The sequence below is a fragment of the Streptomyces sp. NBC_01142 genome (assembly GCF_026341125.1).
Lineage (GTDB): Bacteria > Actinomycetota > Actinomycetes > Streptomycetales > Streptomycetaceae > Streptomyces.
In genome coordinates this window covers 1,825,055-1,849,394 of the sequence record NZ_JAPEOR010000002.1, presented here as the reverse complement: position 1 = coordinate 1,849,394, position 24,340 = coordinate 1,825,055, and the positions used below count along the sequence as shown (strand labels likewise).

The window sequence follows — 24,340 nt, the reverse complement described above, 5'->3', positions numbered from 1 at the left end:
GGCGCGACGTGCTCCCGGTCAGAGCCTGATGCGCGCGGCGATGGGCAGATGATCGCTCCCGGTCCCGGGCAGCGCCCGGACCTCGGTGACGGTCGCGGCCCGGGTCATGATCTGGTCGATCCGGGCGACGGGGAACGCGGCGGGCCAGCTGAACGCGAAACCCGGCCCGACGGGGTTCATCTGCGAGGCGACCGGATCCAGCCCGCGGTCGTCCACCGTGCTGTTGAGGTCCCCGAGCAGAATCACCTCGTCCAGCGGCTCGTCGGCGATCGCGGCGCCGAGGAGGACGGCGCTCTCGTCCCGCAGGGGGGAACTGAAGCCGTCCCTCAAGCCGAGGCGTACGGACGGCAGATGAGCCACATACACCGCGACCTCGCCCTTCGGCATCCGTACACCGGCTCGCAGAGCGCGGTTCCAGCCCGGCCCGATCCCCTTCGGTTTGATGTCCAGCGGCCGTACGTCCGCCAAGGGGTATTTCGACCAGAGTCCGACCGTGCCGTGCACCGTGTGGTGGGGATAGTCCGGCGCCAGTGCCGCCGCGTAGACGGGCAGCGCGGACGGCGTCAGCTCTTCGAGGGCGACGAGGTCGGGTCGAGTGCTGAGCAGGGCTCTCGCGGTGCCCGCCGGATCGGTGTTCTCGTCGCTGACATTGTGCTGCACTGCAATGAGGTCGTGCGCCGAGTGCGCCGATCCGTCCCCGGGCAGCATCAGTCCGCCGAAGAGCCCGAGCCAGGCGACGACAGGCAGCAGCAGCGCCGTCAGGCCGACGAAGGAGCGTCGCAGCAGCGCCAGACCCAGCAGTACGGGGACGGCCAGGCCGAGCCAGGGCAGAAACGTCTCCAGGAGGCTGCCGAGACGGCCGACGGCATTGGGTACGGCGGAGTGAAGGGCCAGAACCCCGGCGACCACAACGGCGAGCGAGGCGAGCACCCGCCCGCGCTTCCAGGCAGACCGCCCTTTCGCGTCGTTGCCCCACCTCCGCCGGAACGCCGTGCTGCTGCTCACGGACCGTACGACGCAGGATCGAACGATCCAGGTTCCCGCGCGCCGGCGGTCAGGGCCGACGGCGGCGACGGCGGCGACGGCGGCACGCCACCCGCCTTGGTGCTGGCCGAGCTGCTGGCCGACAAGACTGGATGGCGACGCCCGCGGCCTGACGGGCGGATCCGTGCCTCGACCCCTCCGAGGAACTCGGGCCGACCGAGCGCCGATTCCGGCAGCGCCTCCCCGCTCGGCGCTCCCGGGTTCACTTCTTCCGCGGCCCGGCCGTCGACGCCCGCGCCATCAGTTCCGCACGGATCGTCGCGATACCCCCCGGCGGCGGCGCCTCGTTGCCCATCGCCAGCCGGCCCGCCCGCGCCCCCGCCTCGTACAGCGGCAGTCGTACGGTCGTCAGCGCGGGCACCGCGTCCACCGAGAAGGGGAGGTCGTCGAAGCCGGCCACCGAGACGTCCTCGGGGATGCGCAGGCCCCGGTCGCGCAGGGCCGCGCAGGCCCCCAGGGCCACGGTGTCGTTTGCGGCCACGATGGCCGTCAAGTCCGGCTCGCGGCGAAGGAGTTCGAGCGCCGCGTCATAGCCGGAGCGGCGGTCGTACGGGCCGTGCAGGGTGACGTGCGACTGGTCCTCGGCGATTCCCGCGGCCGTCAGCGCCGCACGATGGCCCTCCAGCCGGTGCCGGGTCGTGGTGCGTTCCGCCGGCCCGGCGACGTATCCGATCCGGCGGTGTCCGAGCGAGAGCAGATGCTCGGTGAGACGCCGTCCGCCGCCCCGGTTGTCGAACACGAGCGCGGCGACGATCGCGTCGCTGCCGGGCAGCGGCGGCCGCCCGCAGAGCACGACGCGCGTCCCCGCAGCCGCGAGCTTCGCCAGTTTGGCGGTCGTCGCCGCGGTGTGGTCCGGGTCCTCCAGCGCCCCGCCGGTCAGGACCACGGCCGCGGCCCGCTGCCGCTGGAGCAGGGTGAGGTACGTCAGCTCACGCTCGGGTGAGCCGCCGGTGTTGCAGACGACGGCCAGCTTCTCGCCGCCCGCCCGCCCGGCCCCCTCCTGCCCGCTGATCTCGGTCTGGGCCGCCCCGGCCATGATTCCGAAGAAGGGGTCGGCGATGTCGTTGACGAGGATGCCGACCAGGTCGGAGGTGGCGGCGGCGAGCGAGCTCGCCGGGCCGTTCAGTACGTAGTCGAGCTCGTCGACCGCGCGCAGCACCCGCTCCCTCGTCGACGTGGCGACCGGGTAATTGCCGTTCAGCACACGGGAGACGGTGGCCGGGGACACCCGGGCGCGTGCCGCCACATCCGCCAGGGTGACTGTCATCGCTTTCCTCCGCGGGAGATGGATCCGGCCTCTTGTCCGGGCCACTGTCGGCAGGCTAGCTTCATACCGCTTAGAAAGCGCTTGCTGCGGCCATATCGAGGGAATTCGGCCACTTCAAGGGACATGGAGGCAACTTCGTGACACGCAGGACAGTGCGGATCGCCATGAACGGTGTCACGGGGCGGATGGGATACCGGCAGCACTTGGTGCGCTCCCTCCTCGCGATCCGCGAACAGGGCGGACTCGACCTCGGCGAGGGTGACGTCCTGTGGCCCGAGCCCGTCCTCGTCGGCCGCCGCGAGCACGCGCTGCGCGAGATCGCCGGCCGGCACGGCCTCACGCACATCTCGACCGACCTCGATGCCGTACTCGCCGACGACACCATCGAGATCTACTTCGACGCGCAGGTCACCTCCGCCCGCGCCACGGCGATCAAGCAGGCGATCGCGGCGGGCAAGCACATCTACACCGAGAAGCCCACCGCGACCGACCTGGCCGGCGCGCTGGAGCTGGCCCGCCTCGCCGAGGTGGCCGGCATCAAGCACGGCGTCGTCCAGGACAAGATCTTCCTGCCGGGTCTGCTGAAGCTGAAGCGGCTCGTCGACGGCGGCTTCTTCGGCGAAATCCTGTCCGTGCGCGGGGAGTTCGGCTACTGGGTCTTCGAGGGCGACTGGCAGGAGGCGCAGCGCCCGAGCTGGAACTACCGCAGCCAGGACGGCGGCGGCATCGTCGTCGACATGTTCCCGCACTGGGAGTACGTACTGCGCGAGCTGTTCGGGCGGGTGACGTCCGTCACCGCGCAGGTCGCCACGCACATCCCGCAGCGCTGGGACGAGGGCGGCAAGCCGTACGCCGCGTCCGCCGACGACTCCGCGTACGGCATCTTCCAGCTGGAGGGTGGGGCGGTCGCCCAGATCAACTCCTCCTGGGCGGTACGGGTGATGCGCGACGAGCTGGTGGAGTTCCAGGTCGACGGCACGCACGGTTCGGCGGTCGCGGGCCTGCGCCGCTGCCGCGCCCAGCACCGCTCCGCCACCCCGAAGCCGGTCTGGAATCCGGATCTGCCGGCCACCGAGGCCTTCCGGGACCAGTGGCAGGAGGTCCCGGACAACGGGGAGTTCGACAACGGTTTCAAGGCCCAGTGGGAGCTGTTCCTGCGCCATGCGGCGCTCGGCGAGCCGTACCACTGGGATCTGCTGGCGGGCGCGCGCGGCGTGCAGCTCGCCGAGCTCGGCCTTCGGTCGTCGGCCGAGGGGCGCCGCTTCGAGGTGCCGGAGCTGTCGCTGTGACGATCCGACTCGTGCGGACGGACGGACAGCTGTACGTCCATGTGCCGCGCGCCGATCCCGCCCTCTTTGCCGCGGGTGGAGCGCAGTTGGCCTCCCGTACGGTCTTCTCCGCGGCGCATGTCGTGGCCGATCCGTACGCCGATACGACGCCCGGCTCGCCCGCCGTCGCCGTCGCCGTGGCCGCCGTCGACTGGGACGCCACGCTCGCCTTCCGCCGCCACCTGTGGTCGCACGGGCTGGGCGTCGCGGAGGCGATGGACACGGCGCAGCGCGGGATGGGCCTGGACTGGGCGGGCGCGGCGGAACTGATCCGGCGCTCGGCGGCAGAGGCCAAGTCGGTGGGTGGCCGGATCGCCTGCGGGGCGGGAACGGACCAGCTTCCGCCGGGCACCGGCGGGTTGGCGCAGGTGCGGGCCGCGTACGAGGAGCAGCTGGCCCTGGTCGAGGAGAGTGGCGCCCAGGTGATCCTGATGGCATCGCGGGCGCTGGCGACTGTGGCCAAGAGCCCGGAGGACTACCTCTCCGTCTACTCCCACCTGCTGCGGCAGTCGAGCGAACCGGTGATTCTGCACTGGCTGGGGCCGATGTTCGACCCGGCGCTCACGGGCTACTGGGGGAGTACGGACCTGGACGCCGCCACCTCGGTCCTCCTCGACGTCATCGCGGCGCACCCCGAGAAGGTCGACGGCATCAAAGTCTCGCTGCTGGACGCCGGGCGCGAGATCAGCCTGCGCCGCCGCCTCCCGGAGGGCGTGCGGTGCTACACCGGCGACGACTTCAACTACCCGGAACTGATCGCAGGCGACGACCGGGGCTTCAGCCACGCGCTGTTGGGGATCTTCGACCCGCTGGGCCCGCTGGCGGCCGAGGCGGTACGGGTCCTGGACGCCGGTGATACCGACGGGTTCCGGAAGCTGCTCGACCCGACGGTCGGGCTGTCCCGGCATCTCTTCCAGCCGCCGACGCGCTTCTACAAGACGGGTGTGGTGCTGCTGGCGTGGCTGGCCGGCCACCAGTCGCACTTCACGATGGTGGGCGGCCTGCAGTCGGCGCGCTCACTGCCGCATTTGTGCCGGGCGTACGAACTGGCCGACCGCCTGGGCCTGTTCCCGGACCCTGCCCTTGCCGAAACCCGTATGAAGTCCCTGCTGACGTTTTACGGAGTCGACCAGTGAATGCCCTCTCCCGCTTCAGCATCAACCAGATGACGGTCAAGCAGCTGTCGCTGCCGTCGCTCGTCGATGCCTGCGTCCGCCTCGGTGTCCCGGCCGTCGGCCTGTGGCGCGAACCGGTTGCCGCGTACGGCCTGGAGGGGGCGGCGAAGTGTGTACGCGACGCGGGCCTGACGGTCACGTCCCTGTGCCGCGGCGGCTTCCTGACCGCGATCGACGCCACCGACCGGGCCCGCGCCCTGGCCGACAACCGTGCGGCGATCGACGAGGCCGCGATCCTGGGCACAAACACGCTGGTCCTGGTCTCGGGCGGCCTCCCGCCCGGCAGCCGCGACCTGGTGGCCGGCCGGGAGCGGGTCGCGGACGCTCTTTCTGTATTGGCTCCCTACGCCGGGGAACGCGGCATCCGCCTTGCGATCGAACCGCTGCACCCGATGTTCGCCTCGGACCGCTGCGTGGTCTCCACCCTGACCCAGGCCCTGGACCTGGCGGAACGCTTCCCGTCGGACCAGGTGGGCGTGGTCGTGGACACGTACCACATCTGGTGGGACGACACTGCACCCGCAGCGGTATCCCGCGCGGGAGCGCAGGGCCGCATCCACTCCGTCCAACTGGCTGACTGGATCACGCCGTTGCCGGCCGGGGCGCTGAACGGCCGCGGTCAGTTGGGCGACGGCGCGGTGGACCTGCGCGCGTGGCGGGAGTTGGTGGAGGCGGCGGGATGGACGGGCTTCATCGAGGTGGAGCTGTTCAACGACGGGCTGTGGGCGCGGGAGGGGGTGGAGGTGCTGGCGGAGACGGCGGGGCGGTACCTGGACTGCGTGTTCCGATGAGACAACCGCTGCCCGGGCGGCGACCGCCGACCAGCCATCCGCCGAGGAAACACTTCGGGGACGGGCGCTCGAGGAAACACTTCGGGGCCCGGCCGGTCGGCATACGGGGGCACCCCGCCGCCGACCGGGGTCCGGCGTCATCGCCGCAAGTACCCGGCATTGCTGCGGCATTGATCACTCATTGCCCGGTGATGGCCGTCGTTTTGCCCGATCATGAAGTTGGCCTCATAGGGTCGGCGTTCGCAGTCGACAACGGGGGAGGCTTCGCATGGGCGAAGGCAATGACAGCGGCAAGGTCCTGGAAATCCATACAGCCGACATCAAGTTGACGGCGCCTGTCTTCCACGTGCAGGCCAAGAATCTGAGTGCGGCTCTGACGACGCTGGTCACGACTCTGGACGGACTCGGCTCGCCCTGGGGCGACGATGAGCAGGGCAAGACGTTCGGCGATGCCTACAGCCCCCGGCAGAAGGCCGTCGAGAAGGCCGCAGGCACTCTGGTACTCGGCCTGACCAGCATTCATCAGGCGATGGCGGACATGTCGGACGGGCATGTCGACAACGACGAGTTGATCGCCGGGATGTTCACCAAGGTGAAGGAAAAGGTAGACGCGGACGGCAAGGGCGCCAAGTGAGCATCGAGGACGAGGCCAAGGAACTCCTGCTCAAGCTGGGCCTGTGGTGGCCTGACGCCAATTCCGGCACGCTGCGCAGCGCCGCCGACGCCTGGCGGGTCTTCGCCGATGCCGTCGACGACGTACGTACTCCGGTCAACAACGCGGCCACGTCGCTCATCCACAACAACAAGGGTGAGGCCATCGATGCGTTCAAGGAGTTCTGGGAGCGGTACGCCAAGGGCGAGGACGGGGGCTGGCTGAGCGACATCGCGAAGGCGTCCCGCAAGCTGGCGGAGGCGCTGGACAAGTTCGCCGAAGCTGTCGACGACGCCATCACCAAGCTGTGGACGCAGATCGGCATCGACGCCGCGATCATCGTGGGCGGTATCGCTCTGGCCTTCTTCACTGCGGGTGCTGCCGCGGGCGCCGCTGCCCTGGCCACCGAGGCTCTCATCGAATTCGGTGCTCTGATGGGCGTAGCCGTCTCCACCGCCGTCGCTGAGATAGCCGCGGGCGCTCTCGTCGCCGCGGCCTTCGGAGGCGTGGAGTCGGTGACCATCGACCTGGCCGTAGCCCAGCCGCTGAAGATCACCACGGGGCTGCAGGACGGCTTCAGCCTGGACGAGGTCAATGCCGCGGCGAGGGACGGCATGCTCTACGGCGGGGCGTTCGGCGCGGGCGCCGGTGTGCTCAAGAACGGTGTCGAGGGAAACCTCTTCGGGAAGTTCAACGAGGTGCCGCTGATGCTGCGGCCGCCGACGCTGAGGCCCGACCTGGTCGAAATGGGACCGGTGTGCCGGGGGGCCAAGAACACCCCGTGCGTTGGCGAGCCGATCGACGTGGCCACCGGCGCCATGCTGATGACACAGACCGACCTCACGCTTCCCGCTAGTCTCCCTCTGGTCTTCGAGCGCACCCACCTCTCCACGTACCGCGCGGGCATATGCTTCGGCCCCACGTGGGTCTCCACCCTCGACGAGTGCATCCAACTCGACTCCGAAGGCGTGGTCTTCGCCGCTGCCGACGGCATGCGCCTGGTCTACCCGGTGCCGCAGGCAGGCGAGCCGGTCCTGCCGGTGAAGGGCGCCCGGTGGCCGTTGGAATGGGACGGCGAGCCCGACGGCGTCATGACCGTCACCGATCCGGTCTCCGGGGTTGTACGAAGCTTCAGCAGTCCCGTTCCCTCGGACACGCTCGGCGTCGTCCACCTCCCGCTGGACAGCTGGCACGACCGCAACGGCGCCCGCATCGATGTGGAACGCACGGCGGACGGCATTCCCACCGCACTGCGCCACTCCGGCGGCTACTACCTGGCCGTCGATACCCAGGGCCCACGCATCACGGCTCTGCGCCTGCTGGACGAGACGCCCTCCCGGTACGAGCCGTCGCAGTCCGCCGCCGGCGGCACGGTCGTGATGCGGTACGGCTACGACGAGGCGGGCAACCTCGCCGAGGTCGTCAACTCCAGCGGCGAGCCGCTGCGTTTCACCTCCGACGCCGAGGGCCGGGTCACCTCCTGGACGGACCGCAACGGCACCTCGTTCGCGTACTTCTACGACGCCCGCGGCCGCGTCGAGCGCACCGAAGGCAGCGACGGCTTCCTCTCCGGAGCCCTCGCCTACGACGACGAGGCACGAACGACGACGTACACCGACTCTCTCGGCCACCAGTCCAGGCATCGGTACAACTTCGAGGGTCAGGTCATCGAGGAGACCGATCCCCTCGGCAACACCACGCGCACCGAATGGGAGGCGAGGGGCGGTAAGCCGCTCTCGGTCACCGATCCGCTGGGCCGCACGACGCGGTACGCGTACGACGACGCAGGCAACCTCATCGAGCTGACCTTGCCGGACGGATCCACAAGCCGTGCCGTGTACAACGGTCTGAGCCGGCCCACCGAGGTCGTCGAGCCCAGTGGTGCGACCTGGCGGCACAGATACGACGAACGCGGCAACCTTCTCACCACAACCGACCCCGTCGGCGCCGAAACCCATCACATTTGCGACGAGTCAGGCCATCTGACCGCCATTACGGACGCCCTCGGCCACACGCGCCGGGTCACGTCCGATGCGGCCGGACTGCCCATCGCCGTCACCGACGAACTCGGACACACCACGGTGGCACGCCGCGACAGCTTCGGACGCGTCGTCGAGGCAACCGATCCACTGGGCCAGACCACCCGGATGGGCTGGACGACCGAGGGCAGGCAGGAGTGGCGCGCCTACGCGGACGGCACCCGGGAAACCTGGACCTGGGACGGCGAGGGCAACCTCCTCACCCACACCGACCCCGCTGGCAACGCCACCCGCCACACCGTGACGCACTTCGACGTCCCCGCGACGCGGACCGACCCTGACGGCACGACGTACAGCTTCGGGTACGACACCGAGCTACGGCTGACCGCAGTCACCAACCCACAGGGCCTGACCTGGTCATACGCATACGACGAGGCAGGCCGACTGGTCACCGAGACCGACTTCAACGGCCGGACTCTGACCCACGCATGTGACGCGACCGGCGGACTGACTTCCCGCACGAACGGCGCGGGGGAGACACTGCACTTCACCCGGGACGCGCTCGGCCGCGTCACCGAACAGCGCACCGACGCGGCCCGGTTCTCGTATAGCTGCCGCCACCCGACAAGTAACGCTGAGTAACTGTCCGGCGTCGGTTTGGATTCCTTTGTTCCGCTTGTAGCGGCTGGTCGCCACGATGCAGTGATCCAACTGGCTGAGGTTGAAGGAGTACAGGGTGCAGCAGGACTGGGAACCGGAAGAGCTGATCGAGGTCTGGACGCTGCTCGAAGACGGCACCGCGAAGCTGCGGAACAAGTCCGGGGCGAACAGGCTGGGCTTCGCGATGCTGCTGAAGTTCTTCGAGATCGAGGCGAGGTTCCCGGAGACCGCCAAGGAGGTCCCGGCTGGGGCTGTGTCCTATGTGTCCCAGCAGGTGAAGGTGTCGGCGGAGCAGTGGGCGGCGTACGACTGGCAGGGCCGGACGGCGACCCGTCACCGGACGGAGATCCGGGAGGCGTTCGGTTTCCGGGAGTCCACCGGGGAGGACCAGGAGAAGTTGGCCGAGTGGCTGACGGCGGAGCTGTGCGGGGTGGAGATATCCCGCGAGCGGCTGGCGGAGGCGGTGGTGGCCCGGTGCCGCAACGATCACATCGAGCCGCCGGCACCAGGGAAGGTCCGGCGCCTGGTGGGCAAGGCGGTCAACGACTTCGACGCGCAGTTCTGCCGTAGGACCGTGGACCGGCTCTCCCACACGACCCGGTCCAGACTGGAGGACCTGGTGGCCGGCGGGGCGGGCGAGGAGTCGCCCGGGGACCAGGCGGTGGCCGGTGGCGGCCGGTCGTTCTTCACCGAGCTCAAGGCGGACCCGGGGGCGCCGGGGCTGGAGAGTTTGTTCGCGGAGGTGGACAAGCTCCAGCGGGTGCGGAAGCTGGAGTTGCCGGCGGACCTGTTCGCGGATGTGTCGGAGAAGCAGGTGGACGCCTGGCGGGCGCGGGCTTCGAAGGAGTACCCGGCGAACCTGGAGCGGATGAAGCCGCCGATGCGGCTGACGCTGCTGGCCGCGTTGTGTCACGTGCGGCACACGGAGATCACCGACTCGCTGGTGGAGCTGTTCATCCAGCTGGTCTTGAAGATCAATACCAGGGCGGAGAAGAAGGTCGACAAGGAGCTGACCGGCGAGTTGAAGAAGGTGCGGGGCAAGGAGGCGATGATGCTGCGGGTCGCCGAGGCGGCCTTGTCCGAGCCCTCCGGCACGGTCCGCAAGGTGATCTACCCCGTCGTCGGCGGGGAGAAGACGTTGAAGGCTCTCGCTGCGGAGGCCGCGGCGAACGAGGCCAAGTACAAGGCGCGTATCCGTACGGTGCTGCGATCGGCGTATTCGGCGCACTGGCGGCGGATGCTGGCGCCGCTGCTGAAGGCGCTGACGCTCAAATGCAACAACACCGCGTACCGGCCGGTGATGGACGCGATCGACCTGCTCCAGCGGTACCTGGACCAGCCCATCGCCAAGGAGGGCGCGTTCTTCGACGCGGCGGAGAGCGTGCCGCTTGAGGGTGTGGTGCCCGATCAGTGGCGGGCCGCGGTGGTGGACGACAAGGGCCGCGTCGAGCGCATCCCGTACGAGTTGTGCGTGCTGGTCAGCCTGCGCGAAGCGTTGCGGCGCCGGGAGATATGGGTGGTGGGGGCGAACCGGTGGCGCAACCCGGAGGACGATCTGCCGGCCGATTTCGAGGACAACCGGGATGTTCACTACGACGCGATCCAAAAGCCCCAGGACCCGGCGAAGTTCATCGCAGCCCTGCAGAAGAAGCACCGCGAGGCCCTGGACCGGTTCGAGGCCGCGCTCGCGCAGGACACCACGGGCGGGGTGGCGATCGTCAAGAGGAACGGCGAGGGGTGGATCCGGGTCTCGCCGCGGCCCAAGCAGGAGGAGCCGGAGAACCTGGTCGCGGTGAAGGGGGAGATCGAACGGCGCTGGGGCACCATCGATTTGCTGGACATCTTGAAGTACGCGGAGTTCGACACCGATTTCATCGCCGAGTTCACCTCGGTGGCAACGAGGGAGAACCTGTCCAGGGACGTGCTCCGGAGACGGCTGCTTTTGGTGCTTTTCGGGCTGGGTACGAACATGGGTATCAAGCGTGTCGCGGTGACGGGCAAGCACGGCGAGTCGGAGGCGACGCTTCGCCGGGTGCGGCACCTGTTCGTGAACCGGGCCAACATGCGCGCCGCGCTGGTGAAGCTGGTCAACGCCACCTTCGCGGTCCGCGATGAGATGTGGTGGGGCAGCGGGACGGCCTGCGCCTCCGACAGTCGCAAGTTCGGAGCCTGGTCCAGCAACTTCATGACGGAGTGGCACCAGCGGTACCGGGGCCCGGGTGTCATGATTTATTGGCATGTAGAACGAAAATCGGTGTGTATTTACAGCCAGCTGAAGTCCTGTTCGGCCTCCGAGGTCGCCTCGATGATCGAGGGGGTGCTGCGGCACTGCACCGACATGGAGGTCGACCGGCAGTACACCGACACCCACGGCGCCTCGATCGTGGGGTTCGCCTTCGCGCACATGCTGGACTTCAGGCTGATGCCCCGGCTGAAGAACATCGGCCGGGCCCGGTTGTACCGGCCGGCCGCGGGCGAGGACAAGAACTGGCCCCACCTGGCCCCGGTGCTCTCCACCCGGACGATCGACTGGGACCTGATCGCCCAGCAGTACGACCAGATCGTGAAGTACACCACCGCGCTCAGGTTGGGCACCGCGGAGGCCGAGCAGGTCCTGCGCCGGTTCACCAAGGGCGGCCCCAAGCACCCGACGTACCTGGCGATCGAGGAGCTGGGGCGCGTGGTACGGACGGCGTTCATCTGCGACTACCTGTCGGACGTGGAGATGCGCAAGGAGATCGGGGAGGGCCTGCAGGTGGTGGAGAACTGGAACTCGGCGAACCAGGACCTGTTCTACGGCAAGGACGGCGATCTGACCGGTGCCGACAAGGAGAGTCAGGAGGTCTCGATGCTCGCCCTGCACCTTTTGCAGAGCAGCCTCGTGCACGTCAATACGCTGCTGATGCAGCAGGTCCTGGCCGAGCCGAAGTGGGCGGACAAGCTCACCGAAGCCGACCGCAGGGCCCTGTCCCCGCTGTTCTGGACCCACGTGAACCCCTACGGCCGGTTCGAGCTGGACATGAACAGCCGCCTGGATCTGGGCTTGGTGCTGTCCGACGAGGAGGCACCGCCGCACGAGGCCGCGGACGGCAACGCTGTCTCAAACGCCGACTCGCTGATCACGTCTGTCGCACCATGATGGCCGACGAGCGCCGTCGCACCCGGATGGCGGGCCCGGGAGGACAAGTGGGGGCGACCACAGCATCCAGCGCGGCCGGCCCAACCCCGACGGCCAGCTCTTCAGACAAGTCACTTCCCGGACCCGCCAGAAGCGAGCCTACGCCACCACCCCAAGCGGCTTGACAAACACAGAGGCACCCAAGGGCACCGACCTGTCGGTCCACACCCGCGGGCACCTCGACGCCGTGGCCGCCGAACTCAACGGCCGACCACGCAAAACGCTCGGCTGGGAAACCTCAGCCGAGCGCCTGCATACACTCCTCACGACCGACTGACACCGATCACGTGTTGCAACGACCCCTTGAATTCGCCTCCGCACCCGGGGCGCACGTGCGCGTTTATGTCCAGCAGCCGTTCACGGTTGCGGCGAGGCCGTCCATCGCGTCCTTGATGGCGTCGCCGTTGGCCGTGGAGCCGTTCTCCACGAAGGAAAAGACCTTCCACCGGCCGTCCTTGCCCTGGGTCAGGCCGCTCAGTGCGATGGCGCCGGTGAGGGTGCCGGTCTTGGCGTGGACCTTGCCGATCGCGCAGCTCGAGTTCGCGTCGTCGAAGCGGTCCCACTCCGGGCCGAGAGTGCTGCCTGCTTCACCGGCGACCGGGAGGCCGTCGCGGATCGAGCGGAGACGGTGTTCGTAGCGCTTCTCCGTCAGCAGGTCGAGGATCTCCGCCAGTGTCCGGGCCGGGATGCGGTTGGCACGGGAGAGGCCGCTCCCGTCGTACATCTCGAAGTTCTCCAGCGACACTCCGTACCGCCGGCTCAGCACGTCGCGTACGACCGCCGTGCCGCCCTCGAAGGTGGCGGGCTGCCCGGCGCGCAGCGCGGTCATCCGCAGCAGGGTCTCGGCGGCGTTGTTGTCGCTAACCTTGATCATGCGGTGGACGATGTCCGACAGCTTGGCGGACTTGTGTCGGGCCACCGGTACGTCGGTGATGTCCGCCGTCCGGCGGGTGACGTCGCCGTCCACGGTGATGCCATGGGTGGCGAGTTGCTTGGCGAAGACCTGCCCGGCGTCGATGGAGGTGTCGGTGACGGCGTGTCCGTCGACGACGAGGGCGCGGACCGGGGCGACGGAGCCGAGGTAGTAGCCGTCGTTCCAGCCGGGGGCCAGGATCGGTTTGGGGAAGAGGCAGTCGTCCACGGCGACCTTCACACTGGTCCGGCCTGCGGCCTTCAGCCCGGCTACCGCGTCCTTCGTCATTTCGGCGAGGTCGGCGCTGGTCAGGGTCCTGTCGCCGCCGCCGACGAGGGTGAGGGTGCCATCGCCGTAGACGACCTTCGTCTTGAACCGGTGGTTCGGGCCGAGCACGGTCAGGGCGGCGGTCGCGGTGGCGAGCTTGGTGTTGGACGCAGGCATCAGCGCGGTGGCGCCGTTGTGGTCCCAAACGGTGCCGTCCGACTTCGCGTCCAGCACCACACCGCTGACGTTGCCGCCCAGTCGCTCGTCGACGACGCGGGTGTTGAGGTTCGCGGCGATCGCCTGGTCGGCGGAGTTGAGGCTCTCGTTCGTGTCCGGGGTTGCGTCGGGAGTCGTCGCTGTGGTGTTCTCGTCGGCGGCGAAGGCCGAGGGGGCGGCAAGGACCGCCGACGTGACGGGTATGGCCATGGCAAGGACCAGGGCACGGCGGGCGCCCGCGCCGAACTGCTTCGGCTTGCGGTGCCGGTGGCGGGCGCCCGGGGTGAAGGTGGGCGGGGGCATGACTTCGGTTTTGTCGTTCAAGGTGGGGGGCTTTCCGTGACGTGCGCCGGCGGGAGGAAAGGGCCGACGTGGTGGCGAGTGGGAGTGGCCCTATGGCGAGAAACGTTCGGGCACGGCACAAGTGAACGCTAATCCCATGGCCCACAGAGGCGACTCGCAAGTAAGAGACACGGCTCACAAGTTCCCGCGCATCGGTCAGCGCGCCTCGAACGAGCACGAACGGCCTGTTGCGGCACTACTTTCGACTTGTATGGGGATAGCGGTGTCGTTGTGATCGGGTTGGCCGGGCAGCAGCCGACAGGCCGGGGACTTGCTGGACATGAGCGGGTTCCTTTGATCCCGTGCGGTGGGCGGGATCGGCCACCTGTTCCGTGCGGGTCACCGGCGCCGACGGCGGTTGTGCTCGTCATTCTCCGCGGTGACGCGGGCGGAGGTCTCCTCACCGAGCTTTACGTAGTGGCCCAGCGTCCCGAGGTGCTTGTGACGGGACTTGGCCTGCAGCTCGGGGGCGGAGCGGCCCTTTTCGGCGAGGTGTTTGAGTCCGGAGTGCCGCAGTTGGTGGAGCGTGCAGCCCTTCCCGTGCGGGTCGTGCAGCTTGGACGCGGTCTTGAACAGGTACTCCGCCCGCGGGTAGGACAGCCGGCCCCGGCCGGTGCCCGGGTCGGTGTCCGCCTGGGCGGGCGCCCGGCGGCCGGAGGCAGGCGCGCGCCGGTCGGCGAGGAACACCGGCCCGGTGGCCCGCCCTTGGAGCAGTCGCGGCAGCAGCCGGGCAGTGGGGGTCTCCCAGTGCACGTACGCGTTGTCGCCGCCCTTCTCCCCGACCCGGCCGCGGCGGAATTCCATGTCGAGGTCGGGCACGTCGAGCTGAAGCAGCTCGTCCGCTCGGGCGCACGTCTCGTAGGCCATGCGCCACAAGACCCGTTCGCGCAAGCCGAAGCGGTCATCGGTGAACAGCCGTTCCAGCCGGGCCCGGGGCACGGCCCTGTCGCGGTCGCGGGTCACCTTGCGGCGCTCCAGCCGCCGGCCGGGGTCGGCTGCCAGCCAGTCCTGCCGCCGCGCGTAGGCGGCGAACGAGTTGAGCGCCGACAGGTGCTTGTTCCAGGTGTTCGCGGCCCGCGCATCCCAGCGGGCCATGACCGCCTCGTAGATCTCCGGGGTGAGGTTGCCGGTGGTGAACTGGTCGCCGGCGAGCGCGGTCAGCAGGGCCAGGGTCTCGGCGTAGGTGGTGCGGGTGCCGGGGTCGTCGCGGAAGCGGTCGAGGAACCGGTCCACGGCGACCGCGAGCGGGACCGTGCTCGCGGTGCGCGGGAGAGGGATAACGGACACGGCAACGGACCTCCGGCTGATGTGACACAGAACGTTGCCGAGTCGCCCCCACCGCGGAAGCGGGTCCCCGCAGGTCGCTCGGAGCGGATCAACGCCTATGTGACACAGAATACTTAATTCTGTGTCACATCAGGAAAGGGGCTGCAGAATGTCCACACATCAACCACTGTGTTCCCACTATCCCTTTCCGTCACATCTCGACTGCTCCCTCACGCCGGCTCCGCCGCTCGCGCTAAGTGATCGCGACTACGCACAGCTACCTGTCGGGTAACGGCAGCTATACGAGAACCGGGCCGACGCGGGCGACACCACCACGTACGTCTACGGCGCATCGGGCGATCTGATCCACACGGCCAACGCCGACGCGGTGGTCGCCATCGAGCGGGACGCGCTCGGCCGAACGCTCACCGAAACCGTCAACGGCCGGACCATCAGCTACGAGTACGACGTCCTCGGCCGCGTCAGCGGGCGAACCACCCCGTCCGGTCTGAGTTCGCACTGGGCCTACGACCCGACTGGCCGCCCCGCCGGAGTCGACACCGAGGCCGGCTCGCTGACCTTCGCCTACGACGCCGCCGGCCGCGAGACCGAGCGCCGCCTCGGCGACGGCATCACCTTCAGCCAGTCTTGGGACGCAGTGGACCGCCTGGCCACTCAGTCCCTGACAGCGCGCACCGCGGATGCCGATCGTCTCCTCCAGCACCGCGCCTATACCTACCGCGAGGACGGCTATCTCACCGAGATCCGTGAACTGGCCTCGGGCACACGCCGGTTCGACCTCGACCGCATCGGCCGCGTCACGGGCGTACGGGCCCACGGCTGGACCGAGACGTACGCCTACGACGCGGCAGGCAACCTCGCCCACGCCACCGCCCCCGCCCACGAGTCCTCCGGCGACCGCGAATTCACCGGCACCCTCATCCGCCGCGCCGGCCGCACCTCGTACGAGCACGATGCGCAAGGCCGTCTGATCCGTAAGACCCGCAAGCTCCTCAACGGGAAGCACCGCACCTGGACGTACGTCTGGAACGCCGAGGACCGCCTGACCGAGGCGACGACGCCGGACGGCGATCACTGGCGGTACGCATACGACCCGCTGGGCCGCCGAATATCCAAGCATCGCCTGGCAGACGACGGCTCCACCGCCGACCGCACGGACTTCGCCTGGGACGACACCCGCCTCACCGAACGGAAGACATCCGACGGCAAGGTCACCACCTGGGATTACGCCCCGGGCACCCATCGCCCGCTCACCCAGACCGATCACAGACCGCTGCTCCGGGAACCAGGCACATCACTGCTCGCCAAACTGTCCGAAGACCCGACAGCCGACTACAGCACGCGCTTCCATGCCGTCATCACGGACATCGTGGGAACGCCCACGGAGCTGGTCGGCGCCGACGGTGAGCTGTCGTGGCAACGCCGCACGACCCTGTGGGGCGCCGACTTCCCCACGTCGCTGGACGCCACCGTCGTCGACTGTCCCCTCCGCTTTCCGGGGCAGTACGCAGACCCCGAAACTGGGTTCAGCTACAACTACTTCCGCTACTATCAGCCGGAAACCGCACGCTATGCGAGCGCCGATCCCTTGGGGCTCGACCCGGCGCCGAATCACTACGCGTATGTCGAGACGCCGCTGTCGCTCATCGACCCGCTGGGTCTGAACCGATGCGACGAGCCGGTACCGAGCAAGCAGCCCCGAACCGGCGTGAAGGGCCTCATCAAGGAAGCTCAGCTGCCGACTTCCGGACGAATCCGTTTTGTTCCGCATCAGGACGTGAACGTCAATTCCGGCTTGCCGCGCGGCCCGCGTAAGGGATATATGGACCGTTTCGGTAATGAATGGATCAAGGGGCCTTCGCGGACCGCTGGACAGCCCTTCGAGTGGGATGTGCAGCTCAGCAAGAAGGGGCGGGCCCAACTGGGCTGGCTCAGCCGGGACGGCAGTCATCTGAATGTCTCCCTAGACGGGGAGATCACGCACAAGTGACACAGGGAAGGGCTGGAACATCGGTATGGGGCAGGCGGCGGAGGACGCGTTCCACTTCTACGCGGAAGTCCGGGTGGTCAGCTCACCCAGGCGTCCGGAACTGAAGGGCCGGCTGGGGGCCATCCTCGGAATCACCGAGCCCACCAAGCCGGACATTCCGCCGGCCTACGCGGTGATGCTGGACGACCACGACTTCTTGGTGCAGTTCGAGCGGGAGGAACTGCTACCGACGGGACGGGACCGCAAGCAGGACGACTACTACTAACTGATCATGTCCGAATGAGATCGGTGTGTCGGCTGGCGGTTGACGATGCATCTGGGCAAGGTCTGCGGGGTATCTGCTGATCTTGTTCCTGATGACCTCTGGGAGCGCATGGCCCGCTGTTGCCCGAGCGGCCGCCTCGACGCCACCGCCGTCCCGGACGGCTGCGAGTGCCGGACAGGGTCGCGTTGGCCGGCATCGTCTACGTGCTGCGCAAGGGCATGGCCTGGCGCGACGTGCCGACTCAGGTCGTGGGCTGCTCGGGCGTGACTGCTCGGCGGAGGCTGCGGAACTGGACCGAGGCCGGCGTCTGGCCACGTCTGCACGAGATGCTCCTCGCCGAGCTGCGGGCAACGGGCCTGCTGGACATGGACGACGCCGCGATCGACGGCTCCCACGTCAGGGCACTCAAAGGGTGCTCACGTCGGCCCCTCGCCCGGCGACCGGGGCCGACCTGGCTCCAAGCACCATGTGATCGTCGACCGTCGTGGCACACCGCTGGCTGTCTCGCTGACCGGCGGGAACCGGCACGACGTCACGCAGTTGATCCCGCTCCTGGACGCGACACCCCGCATACGGGGGCGGCGCGGGCGCCCCCGCAACCGGCCCAAGCGGCTCCTCGCCGACCGGGGCCATGACTACGACAAGTACCGCCGCCTGCTGTGGAAGCGCGGCATCAAGCCCCTCATCGCCCGACGCGGCGTCGCACACGGCTCAGGATTCGGCCGCACCCGCTGGGTCCTTGAGCGCACCTTCGCCCGGCTTCACCAGTTCAGCGACTCCGCATCCGCTACGAACGCCGAGCCGATCTCCACCGAGGCCTGCTCGAGCTCGCCTGCGGCATCATCTGCCTCCGCCGACTTCGGAAGGCATTCTGAAACCATCAGTTGGTGATGTACCAGTGTCATTCGGGCAGCTCGCCGCTCCTGACGGCCGTGACGAACACCGCCCACCCCTCCGCCGAGAACACCAGCGCAGGCCCGCTCACCGTCTTGCTGTCCCGCACCGGCACAGTCGCGTAGCCGCACGCGACCTCCAGGCATTCGCCCTGGCCGCCCCCGCTGTAGCTGGACTTGAACCACCCGGTGAGGATGGACGAGTCGGAGACGGTGTGCTCACTGCTGACCATGGTCGTGTTCCTCCGCTGCGGCCCGGACAAGGGCCAGTGACTCCTGTTGCGACATCGCATCGCTCAGCGCAAGAGCGTAAGCCGTCTCGCTGGCGCTCACCAGAGCCGGATCATCCATCAAATGGCCGGTGAACAACCCTTCGACGTATGCCACTGGCGCCGAGTCCTCAAAGCTCAGCAGGGTGAGGAGGCCCTCTTGCAGCGCATGCGCACCCACTCCGAACGGCAGCACATGCAGCCGCAGCCGCCCCGCCTCCCCCATGCCCGCGATCTTGTGCAGCTGGTCCGCCGTCACCCGCGGCCCGCCGACCTGGCGTCGGAGCACCGCCTCGTCCAGCACGGTCCACAGGACAGGGCTCAACGCATCGTCGAGAATCCGGGCACGCTCTGTTCGAATGACAACGGCTCTGTCAAGTTCCTCCGCCCGATGGTTGGGCCGGTAGGCACGGAACAGTGCACGTGCGTAGCCGTCCGTCTGAAGCAGACCGGGGACCAGTGAGAGCGCGAACTGCTGGATCAGCGTGGCTTGTTGTTCCAGTTCCGCCACCGCCGCGAAGTGGTCGGCGTACTTCGCCTCCAGGTTCTCGAGCCAGCGGGCGAAGAACCCGTCCGTGCCCAGGACGCGGTCGATGCGCTGGGCGTCATCTGGTTTGGGCAGCCGCCGCCCGGCCTCGAAATGGCTGATGAGTGTGGGCGAACAGACGACCTGTTCACCCAGCCCCTCCTGGGTCAGCCCCGTCGCGATCCGCCGCAGTCTCAGCTCCTCGCCGTACTTCTCGCGCGGCGTTCGCGGCTGACGATTCTTCTCCAATGCGACCAACTCCCCAACCTGACGGGTGTGCTGTCAAGCCTCCGGTACTGGCAGCGTAGCCATCGGTGACCCCACTCTGTGAGCAGATCGCGACAGAACGCAGTCGCGCTGCTCCGGAGGCATATCCATGACCCGACTCGCCGATCGCCTTGTCGCGCTGCTGCTGCGATGCTTCGAGGGGCGCCCGCCGTCGCCACCCCCGTATCCGTACTCGTGCGAATACGTCGCCGGCCCCACCGTCCGCCGCACCGGCGAACGCCCGCCCAGAGGCGAAGACAGCCCCCTCGTCCGCCCCTACCTCGTCGCGCACGAGAGGCAGCAGCAGGCCAGGCGGCGCGCGTTGTGGCTCGCTGTGCACGGGGTGGACATCGGGCCCCAGCGGATCCATGGCGTGCAGGTGGGCCGATGAGTGCCCCGCCGTACGGGCTGCCGCGTCTCCTGCCGTGGGCCGGGGCGGAGGGGAAGTCGTGCTACGTCCTGGGTGACGGCACCGGCCCGGTGTCCCGGGTTGCGGATGCCATTGAGAGTGTCCAGCTCGGTATGGCAGACGACCTTCTGGCGCACGCCGACGACCTGCTGGCGGACCGCCGCGTGACCGGCGGGGAGCTGCGCTACCTCGCCAGGTGCCTGAGTGAGTCCCTGCGGGACGTCAAACGGGTCGCCGAGAGCCGGGGCGCCCGGGTGCCGGCGGGGGAGGCGGCGGCGGACATCGCTCATGGGCGGAACGCTACGACTGCCCCGGTTCGTCAGTATTCCGAAAGTCCGGAAAAATAACTGCCCGCAGTCGTACAACCCTTTCCGTGTGACGCGGGTCGTATCTGGCGTCAAGGCTTCCGGGGAGGGATCCGGGGGGATCCGGGGAGTTCTTGAACGGGGGGAAACAGAGGGGGAGTGCGAGGGGCCCGGTCGGTCGACCGGGCCCCCTTGACTGTCCAGGGGCGGTAATGGGACGGCGGCGGTACGGGCTCTGCCCGGACCCAGGTTGTCCACAGGCCCTCCGTGATGTCCGACCCCGGCGGTAGCGTCGGATCATGTCCAACACGGCAGTGCTCGAAGGCGTCCTCGAGCGGATCACGTACGCCAACGAGGAGAACGGCTACACGGTCGCCCGCGTCGACACAGGACGCGGCAGCGATCTCCTCACGGTGGTCGGCTCGCTGCTCGGCGCGCAGCCGGGCGAGTCCCTGCGCATGGAGGGCCGCTGGGGCTCCCACCCGCAGTACGGCAAGCAGTTCACGGTGGAGAACTACACCACGGTCCTGCCGGCCACCATCCAGGGCATACGCCGCTATCTCGGCTCGGGCCTGATCAAGGGCATCGGCCCCAGGATCGCCGAGCGGATCGTTGAGCACTTCGGCACCGACACCCTCGACATCATCGAGCAGCAGCCGAAGAAGCTCATCGAGGTCCCCGGACTCGGCCCGAAGCGGACCAAGTTGATCGGTGCCGCGTGGGAGGAGCAGAAGGCCATCAAGGAGGTCATGATCTTCCTCCAGGGGGTCGGGGTCTCGACGTCCATCGCGGTGCGGATCTACAAGAAGTACGAGGACGCCTCGATCTCGGTCGTGAAGAACCAGCCGTACCGCCTGGCCGCGGATGTCTGGGGCATCGGTTTCCTCACGGCCGACAAGATCGCCCAGGCGGTCGGGATACCCCACGACAGCCCTGAGCGGGTCAAGGCGGGCCTCCAGTACGCCCTGTCGCAGTCCACCGACCAGGGGCACTGCTTCCTGCCCGAGGAGCAGCTGATCTCGGATTCGGTGAAGCTGCTCCAGGTGGACACCGGCCTTGTCATCGAGTGCCTCGCCGAGCTCGCGGGTGAGGAGGAAGGTGTCGTACGGGAGGCGGTGCCGGCCCCGGACGGCGGGGAGCCGGTCACCGCGGTCTATCTGGTGCCCTTCCATCGCGCCGAGATCTCTCTCGCCGCCCAGCTCGGCCGGCTGCTGCGGGCCGCGGAGGACCGGATGCCGGGCTTCCACGATGTCGCCTGGGACAAGGCGCTGGCCTGGCTCGCGGAGCGTACGGGCGCGGAGCTGGCGCCCGAGCAGGAGGCGGCTGTCAGGCTTGCCCTCACCAAGAAGGTCGCGGTCCTGACGGGCGGCCCCGGCTGTGGCAAGTCGTTCACGGTCCGCTCCATCGTGGAGCTGGCCCGCGCCAAGAAGGCCAAGGTAGTGCTGGCGGCCCCCACCGGGCGGGCGGCCAAGCGGCTTGCCGAGCTGACCGGGGCCGAGGCGTCCACCGTGCACCGGCTGCTGGAGCTCAAGCCCGGTGGCGACGCGGCGTACGACCGGGACCGCCCGCTCGACGCGGATCTGGTGGTGGTCGACGAGGCGTCGATGCTCGATCTTCTTCTGGCCAACAAACTGGTCAAGGCGGTGGCTCCCGGCGCGCATCTGCTGCTGGTGGGGGACGTGGACCAGCTGCCGAGCGTCGGCGCGGGCGAGGTGCTGCGCGATCTGCTTGCCGACGGCGGCCCCGTGCCGAACGTCCGGCTGACGCGGATCTTCCGGCAGGCCCAGCAGTCCGGTGTCGTCACCAACGCCCACCGCATCAACTCCGGTGTCCAGCCGATCACTTCGGGTCTCAACGATTTCTTTCTGTTCGTGGAGGAAGAGACCGAGGACGCGGGAAAGCTCACCGTGGACGTGGCAGCCCGTCGCATTCCGGCCAAATTCGGACTGGATCCGCGGCGCGATGTGCAGGTGCTCGCGCCCATGCACCGTGGCCCCGCCGGCGCCGGCACGCTCAACGGCCTGCTCCAGCAGGCGATTACGCCCGCGCGTCCCGATCTCCCCGAGAAACGCGTCGGCGGCCGGGTCTTCCGCGTCGGCGACAAGGTCACCCAGATTCGCAACAATTACGAGAAAGGCAAGAACGGAGTCTTCAACGGCACGGTCGGCGTGGTCACCTCGCTCCACCTGGACGATCAGCGGCTGACGGTGCTGACGGACGAGGACGAGGAGGTTCCGTACGACTTCGACGAGCTGGACGAGTTGGCACACGCGTACGCCGTGACCATCCACCGCTCGCAGGGCAGTGAGTACCCGGCGGTGGTGATCCCGGTCACCACCGGGGCCTGGATGATGCTCCAGCGGAACCTCCTCTACACAGCGGTCACACGGGCCAAGAAACTCGTCGTGCTGGTCGGCTCCCGCAAGGCGATAGGGCAGGCCGTGCGCACTGTTTCCGCAGGCAGACGCTTCACCGCGCTCGACCACCGGCTGACCGGCTGACCGGCGGGCCGACGCCCGGGTTCCGCCGCCCGGGGGACGCGTCAGGACCCCATTGGGGGTGGCAAACGACCCCCCGAGTTCCGGAACCAGGGCGAAGGGGGCAAGATGAGCAGGTTGGCGGCACTGAGTGCCGCCGATAGGCCCAATGGTCGACCCCGAGTGCACTCTCCTGAGCCAAATGGGGGATGGTAGAGACAGTCAGGGCACCTCGAAGAAGAGGCACTACGTCGGTGAGGGATGACGTGAGCGACAACTCTGTAGTACTGCGGTACGCGGACGGTGAATACACCTACCCGGTGGTCGACAGCACCGTCGGTGACAAGGGCTTCGACATCGGGAAGCTCCGAGCCCAGACCGGTCTGGTGACCCTGGACAGTGGATACGGCAATACCGCCGCCTACAAATCCTCGATCACCTACCTCGACGGCGAGCAGGGCATCCTGCGGTACCGCGGCTACCCGATCGAGCAGCTGGCTGAGCGGTCCACCTTCGTCGAGGTGGCGTACCTGCTGATCAACGGCGAGCTTCCGACGGTCGACGAGCTTTCGAGCTTCAAGGGTGAGATCACCCAGCACACGCTGCTGCACGAGGACGTCAAGCGGTTCTACGGCGGCTTCCCGCGCGACGCCCACCCGATGGCGATGCTGTCCTCCGTGGTCAGCGCGCTGTCGACGTTCTACCAGGACAGCCACAACCCGTTCGACGAGAAGCAGCGTCACCTCTCCACGGTCCGGCTGCTCGCCAAGCTGCCGACCATTGCGGCGTACGCGTACAAGAAGTCGATCGGCCACCCCTTCGTCTACCCGCGCAACGACCTCGGGTACGTGGAGAACTTCCTGCGGATGACCTTCTCGGTCCCCGCGCAGGAGTACGACCTGGACCCGGTCGTGGTCTCGGCGCTCGACAAGCTGCTGATTCTGCACGCGGACCACGAGCAGAACTGTTCGACCTCCACCGTGCGTCTGGTCGGCTCCTCGCAGGCGAACATGTTCGCCTCGATCTCCGCCGGCATCAGTGCCCTGTGGGGCCCGCTGCACGGTGGCGCCAACCAGTCGGTGCTGGAGATGCTCGAGGGCATCCAGGCCAACGGTGGCGACGTCGACTCCTTCATCCGCAAGGTGAAGAACAAGGAGGACGGCGTCCGTCTGATGGGCTTCGGCCACCGCGTCTACAAGAGCTTCGACCCCCGGGCGAAGATCATCAAGGCGGCGGCGCACGATGTCCTCTCGGCGCTCGGCAAGTCCGACGAGCTGCTCGACATCGCGCTCAAGCTGGAGGAGCACGCGCTCTCCGACGAGTACTTCGTCTCGCGCAACCTCTACCCCAACGTGGACTTCTACACCGGCCTGATCTACCGGGCCATGGGCTTCCCGACCGAGATGTTCACCGTGCTCTTCGCGATCGGCCGACTGCCCGGCTGGATCGCCCAGTGGCACGAGATGATCAAGGAGCCGGGTTCCCGTATCGGCCGCCCGCGCCAGATCTACACCGGCGAGGTCCTGCGCGACTTCGTCCCGGTCGAGGCTCGCTGACAGTCCTGCCGGCGGCCCTGTCGGCAGTCCTGCCGGCAGGCCTGCTGACAGTTCGCGCGACGGGATGTTCACGACTCGCTCGCGGCCCGGTCCGTATCCGCATCCGCGTCTCGTAGCCGGCTGACCGGCCGAACCGGTGCGGACAAGCGGAAAGCGCCCCGCTGCCGATCCCCCCACGGGTCGGCGGGCGGGGCGCTTCCCATTTCCCCGGAGCGGATTCCCCCCACGGGATCCGGCCGGGCGTCTGCTGGCTGCAGAAGCTCCTCACGCGGTCTGCCGGGGTA

The 24,340-nt window shown here is 68.5% G+C and carries 18 protein-coding genes and 2 pseudogenes; 14 read left to right on the top strand and 6 right to left on the bottom strand.

Annotated elements, in window-relative coordinates; translation table 11 throughout:
* Positions 1–18: 18 nt before the first annotated feature.
* Both OG883_RS25820 and OG883_RS25815 read right to left on the bottom strand, forming a co-directional pair.
* Positions 19–930: an endonuclease/exonuclease/phosphatase family protein gene (locus OG883_RS25820; RefSeq protein WP_266549430.1), complete on the bottom strand. Its 912-nt coding sequence runs from the start codon at positions 928–930 to the stop codon at positions 19–21.
* A 316-nt stretch (positions 931–1,246) separates the two neighbouring features.
* A complete protein-coding gene (locus OG883_RS25815; protein ID WP_266545231.1) occupies positions 1,247–2,311 on the bottom strand; it encodes a LacI family DNA-binding transcriptional regulator in 1,065 nt (354 codons plus the stop codon).
* 137 nt (positions 2,312–2,448) lie between these two features.
* Here OG883_RS25815 and OG883_RS25810 point away from each other — a divergent pair, with 137 nt between their 5' ends.
* The 7 genes and pseudogenes from OG883_RS25810 to OG883_RS25780 form a co-directional block, all read left to right on the top strand.
* Positions 2,449–3,600 carry a Gfo/Idh/MocA family protein gene (locus tag OG883_RS25810; RefSeq protein WP_266545229.1) on the top strand — a complete coding sequence of 384 codons (1,152 nt, stop codon included), beginning with the start codon at positions 2,449–2,451 and terminating at the stop codon, positions 3,598–3,600.
* Complete coding sequence (locus tag OG883_RS25805) at positions 3,597–4,775, top strand: dihydrodipicolinate synthase family protein (protein ID WP_266545227.1); 1,179 nt, start codon at positions 3,597–3,599, stop codon at positions 4,773–4,775. Before OG883_RS25810 ends, OG883_RS25805 begins: the two co-directional genes overlap by 4 nt.
* 29 nt (positions 4,776–4,804) lie before the next feature.
* Positions 4,805–5,605 (top strand): sugar phosphate isomerase/epimerase, encoded by an 801-nt coding sequence (locus OG883_RS25800; protein ID WP_266549429.1) that lies wholly within the window; start codon positions 4,805–4,807, stop codon positions 5,603–5,605.
* 268 nt (positions 5,606–5,873) lie between these two features.
* Positions 5,874–6,239, top strand: a complete 366-nt coding sequence (locus tag OG883_RS25795; protein ID WP_266545225.1) for a hypothetical protein — start codon at positions 5,874–5,876, stop codon at positions 6,237–6,239.
* Entirely contained in the window at positions 6,236–8,878 is a 2,643-nt protein-coding gene (locus OG883_RS25790) for a DUF6531 domain-containing protein (RefSeq protein ID WP_266545223.1), read from the top strand. Before OG883_RS25795 ends, OG883_RS25790 begins: the two co-directional genes overlap by 4 nt.
* A gap of 94 nt (positions 8,879–8,972) precedes the next feature.
* Positions 8,973–12,035 carry a Tn3 family transposase gene (locus tag OG883_RS25785; RefSeq protein WP_266545221.1) on the top strand — a complete coding sequence of 1,021 codons (3,063 nt, stop codon included), beginning with the start codon at positions 8,973–8,975 and terminating at the stop codon, positions 12,033–12,035.
* 178 nt (positions 12,036–12,213) lie between these two features.
* Positions 12,214–12,351: pseudogene (locus tag OG883_RS25780) on the top strand (IS30 family transposase); the annotation flags it as partial.
* Between the two features lie 63 nt (positions 12,352–12,414).
* Here OG883_RS25780 and dacB read toward each other — a convergent pair.
* The gene (gene dacB, locus OG883_RS25775) at positions 12,415–13,773 is read right to left on the bottom strand and encodes a D-alanyl-D-alanine carboxypeptidase/D-alanyl-D-alanine-endopeptidase (protein WP_266549427.1); all 1,359 of its coding nucleotides are present in this window, start codon (positions 13,771–13,773) and stop codon (positions 12,415–12,417) included.
* Positions 13,774–14,151: 378 nt separating this feature from the next.
* Positions 14,152–15,099, bottom strand: coding sequence for a tyrosine-type recombinase/integrase (locus OG883_RS25770; RefSeq protein ID WP_266545219.1), 948 nt, complete (start codon positions 15,097–15,099; stop codon positions 14,152–14,154).
* A 367-nt stretch (positions 15,100–15,466) separates the two neighbouring features.
* Between OG883_RS25770 and OG883_RS25765 the strand changes: the two genes are divergently transcribed.
* The 3 genes and pseudogenes from OG883_RS25765 to OG883_RS25750 all read left to right on the top strand — a co-directional run bounded on the left by OG883_RS25765 (position 15,467) and on the right by OG883_RS25750 (position 18,229).
* A complete protein-coding gene (locus tag OG883_RS25765) occupies positions 15,467–17,089 on the top strand; it encodes a polymorphic toxin type 17 domain-containing protein (protein WP_323180972.1) in 1,623 nt (540 codons plus the stop codon).
* A gap of 25 nt (positions 17,090–17,114) precedes the next feature.
* On the top strand, positions 17,115–17,354 hold the full coding sequence (locus OG883_RS25755) for a hypothetical protein (RefSeq protein ID WP_266545217.1): 240 nt from the start codon (positions 17,115–17,117) through the stop codon (positions 17,352–17,354).
* Between the two features lie 45 nt (positions 17,355–17,399).
* Positions 17,400–18,229, top strand: a pseudogene (locus tag OG883_RS25750) (IS5 family transposase).
* Positions 18,230–18,255: 26 nt separating this feature from the next.
* Here the strand turns inward: OG883_RS25750 and OG883_RS25745 are convergent.
* A complete protein-coding gene (locus tag OG883_RS25745) occupies positions 18,256–18,480 on the bottom strand; it encodes a DUF397 domain-containing protein (RefSeq protein ID WP_266545215.1) in 225 nt (74 codons plus the stop codon).
* Positions 18,467–19,291 (bottom strand): helix-turn-helix transcriptional regulator, encoded by an 825-nt coding sequence (locus OG883_RS25740; RefSeq protein ID WP_266545214.1) that lies wholly within the window; start codon positions 19,289–19,291, stop codon positions 18,467–18,469. The genes OG883_RS25745 and OG883_RS25740 overlap by 14 nt, the downstream gene beginning before the upstream one ends.
* Before the next feature lie 127 nt (positions 19,292–19,418).
* Here OG883_RS25740 and OG883_RS25735 point away from each other — a divergent pair, with 127 nt between their 5' ends.
* The 4 genes from OG883_RS25735 to OG883_RS25720 all read left to right on the top strand — a co-directional run bounded on the left by OG883_RS25735 (position 19,419) and on the right by OG883_RS25720 (position 24,056).
* Positions 19,419–19,700, top strand: a complete 282-nt coding sequence (locus tag OG883_RS25735; RefSeq protein WP_266545212.1) for a hypothetical protein — start codon at positions 19,419–19,421, stop codon at positions 19,698–19,700.
* On the top strand, positions 19,697–20,065 hold the full coding sequence (locus OG883_RS25730; RefSeq protein ID WP_266545210.1) for a hypothetical protein: 369 nt from the start codon (positions 19,697–19,699) through the stop codon (positions 20,063–20,065). The genes OG883_RS25735 and OG883_RS25730 overlap by 4 nt, the downstream gene beginning before the upstream one ends.
* 257 nt (positions 20,066–20,322) lie before the next feature.
* The gene (locus tag OG883_RS25725) at positions 20,323–22,524 is read left to right on the top strand and encodes an ATP-dependent RecD-like DNA helicase (protein WP_266545209.1); all 2,202 of its coding nucleotides are present in this window, start codon (positions 20,323–20,325) and stop codon (positions 22,522–22,524) included.
* A gap of 242 nt (positions 22,525–22,766) precedes the next feature.
* Entirely contained in the window at positions 22,767–24,056 is a 1,290-nt protein-coding gene (locus OG883_RS25720; protein ID WP_266545207.1) for a citrate synthase, read from the top strand.
* Positions 24,057–24,340: the final 284 nt, after the last annotated feature.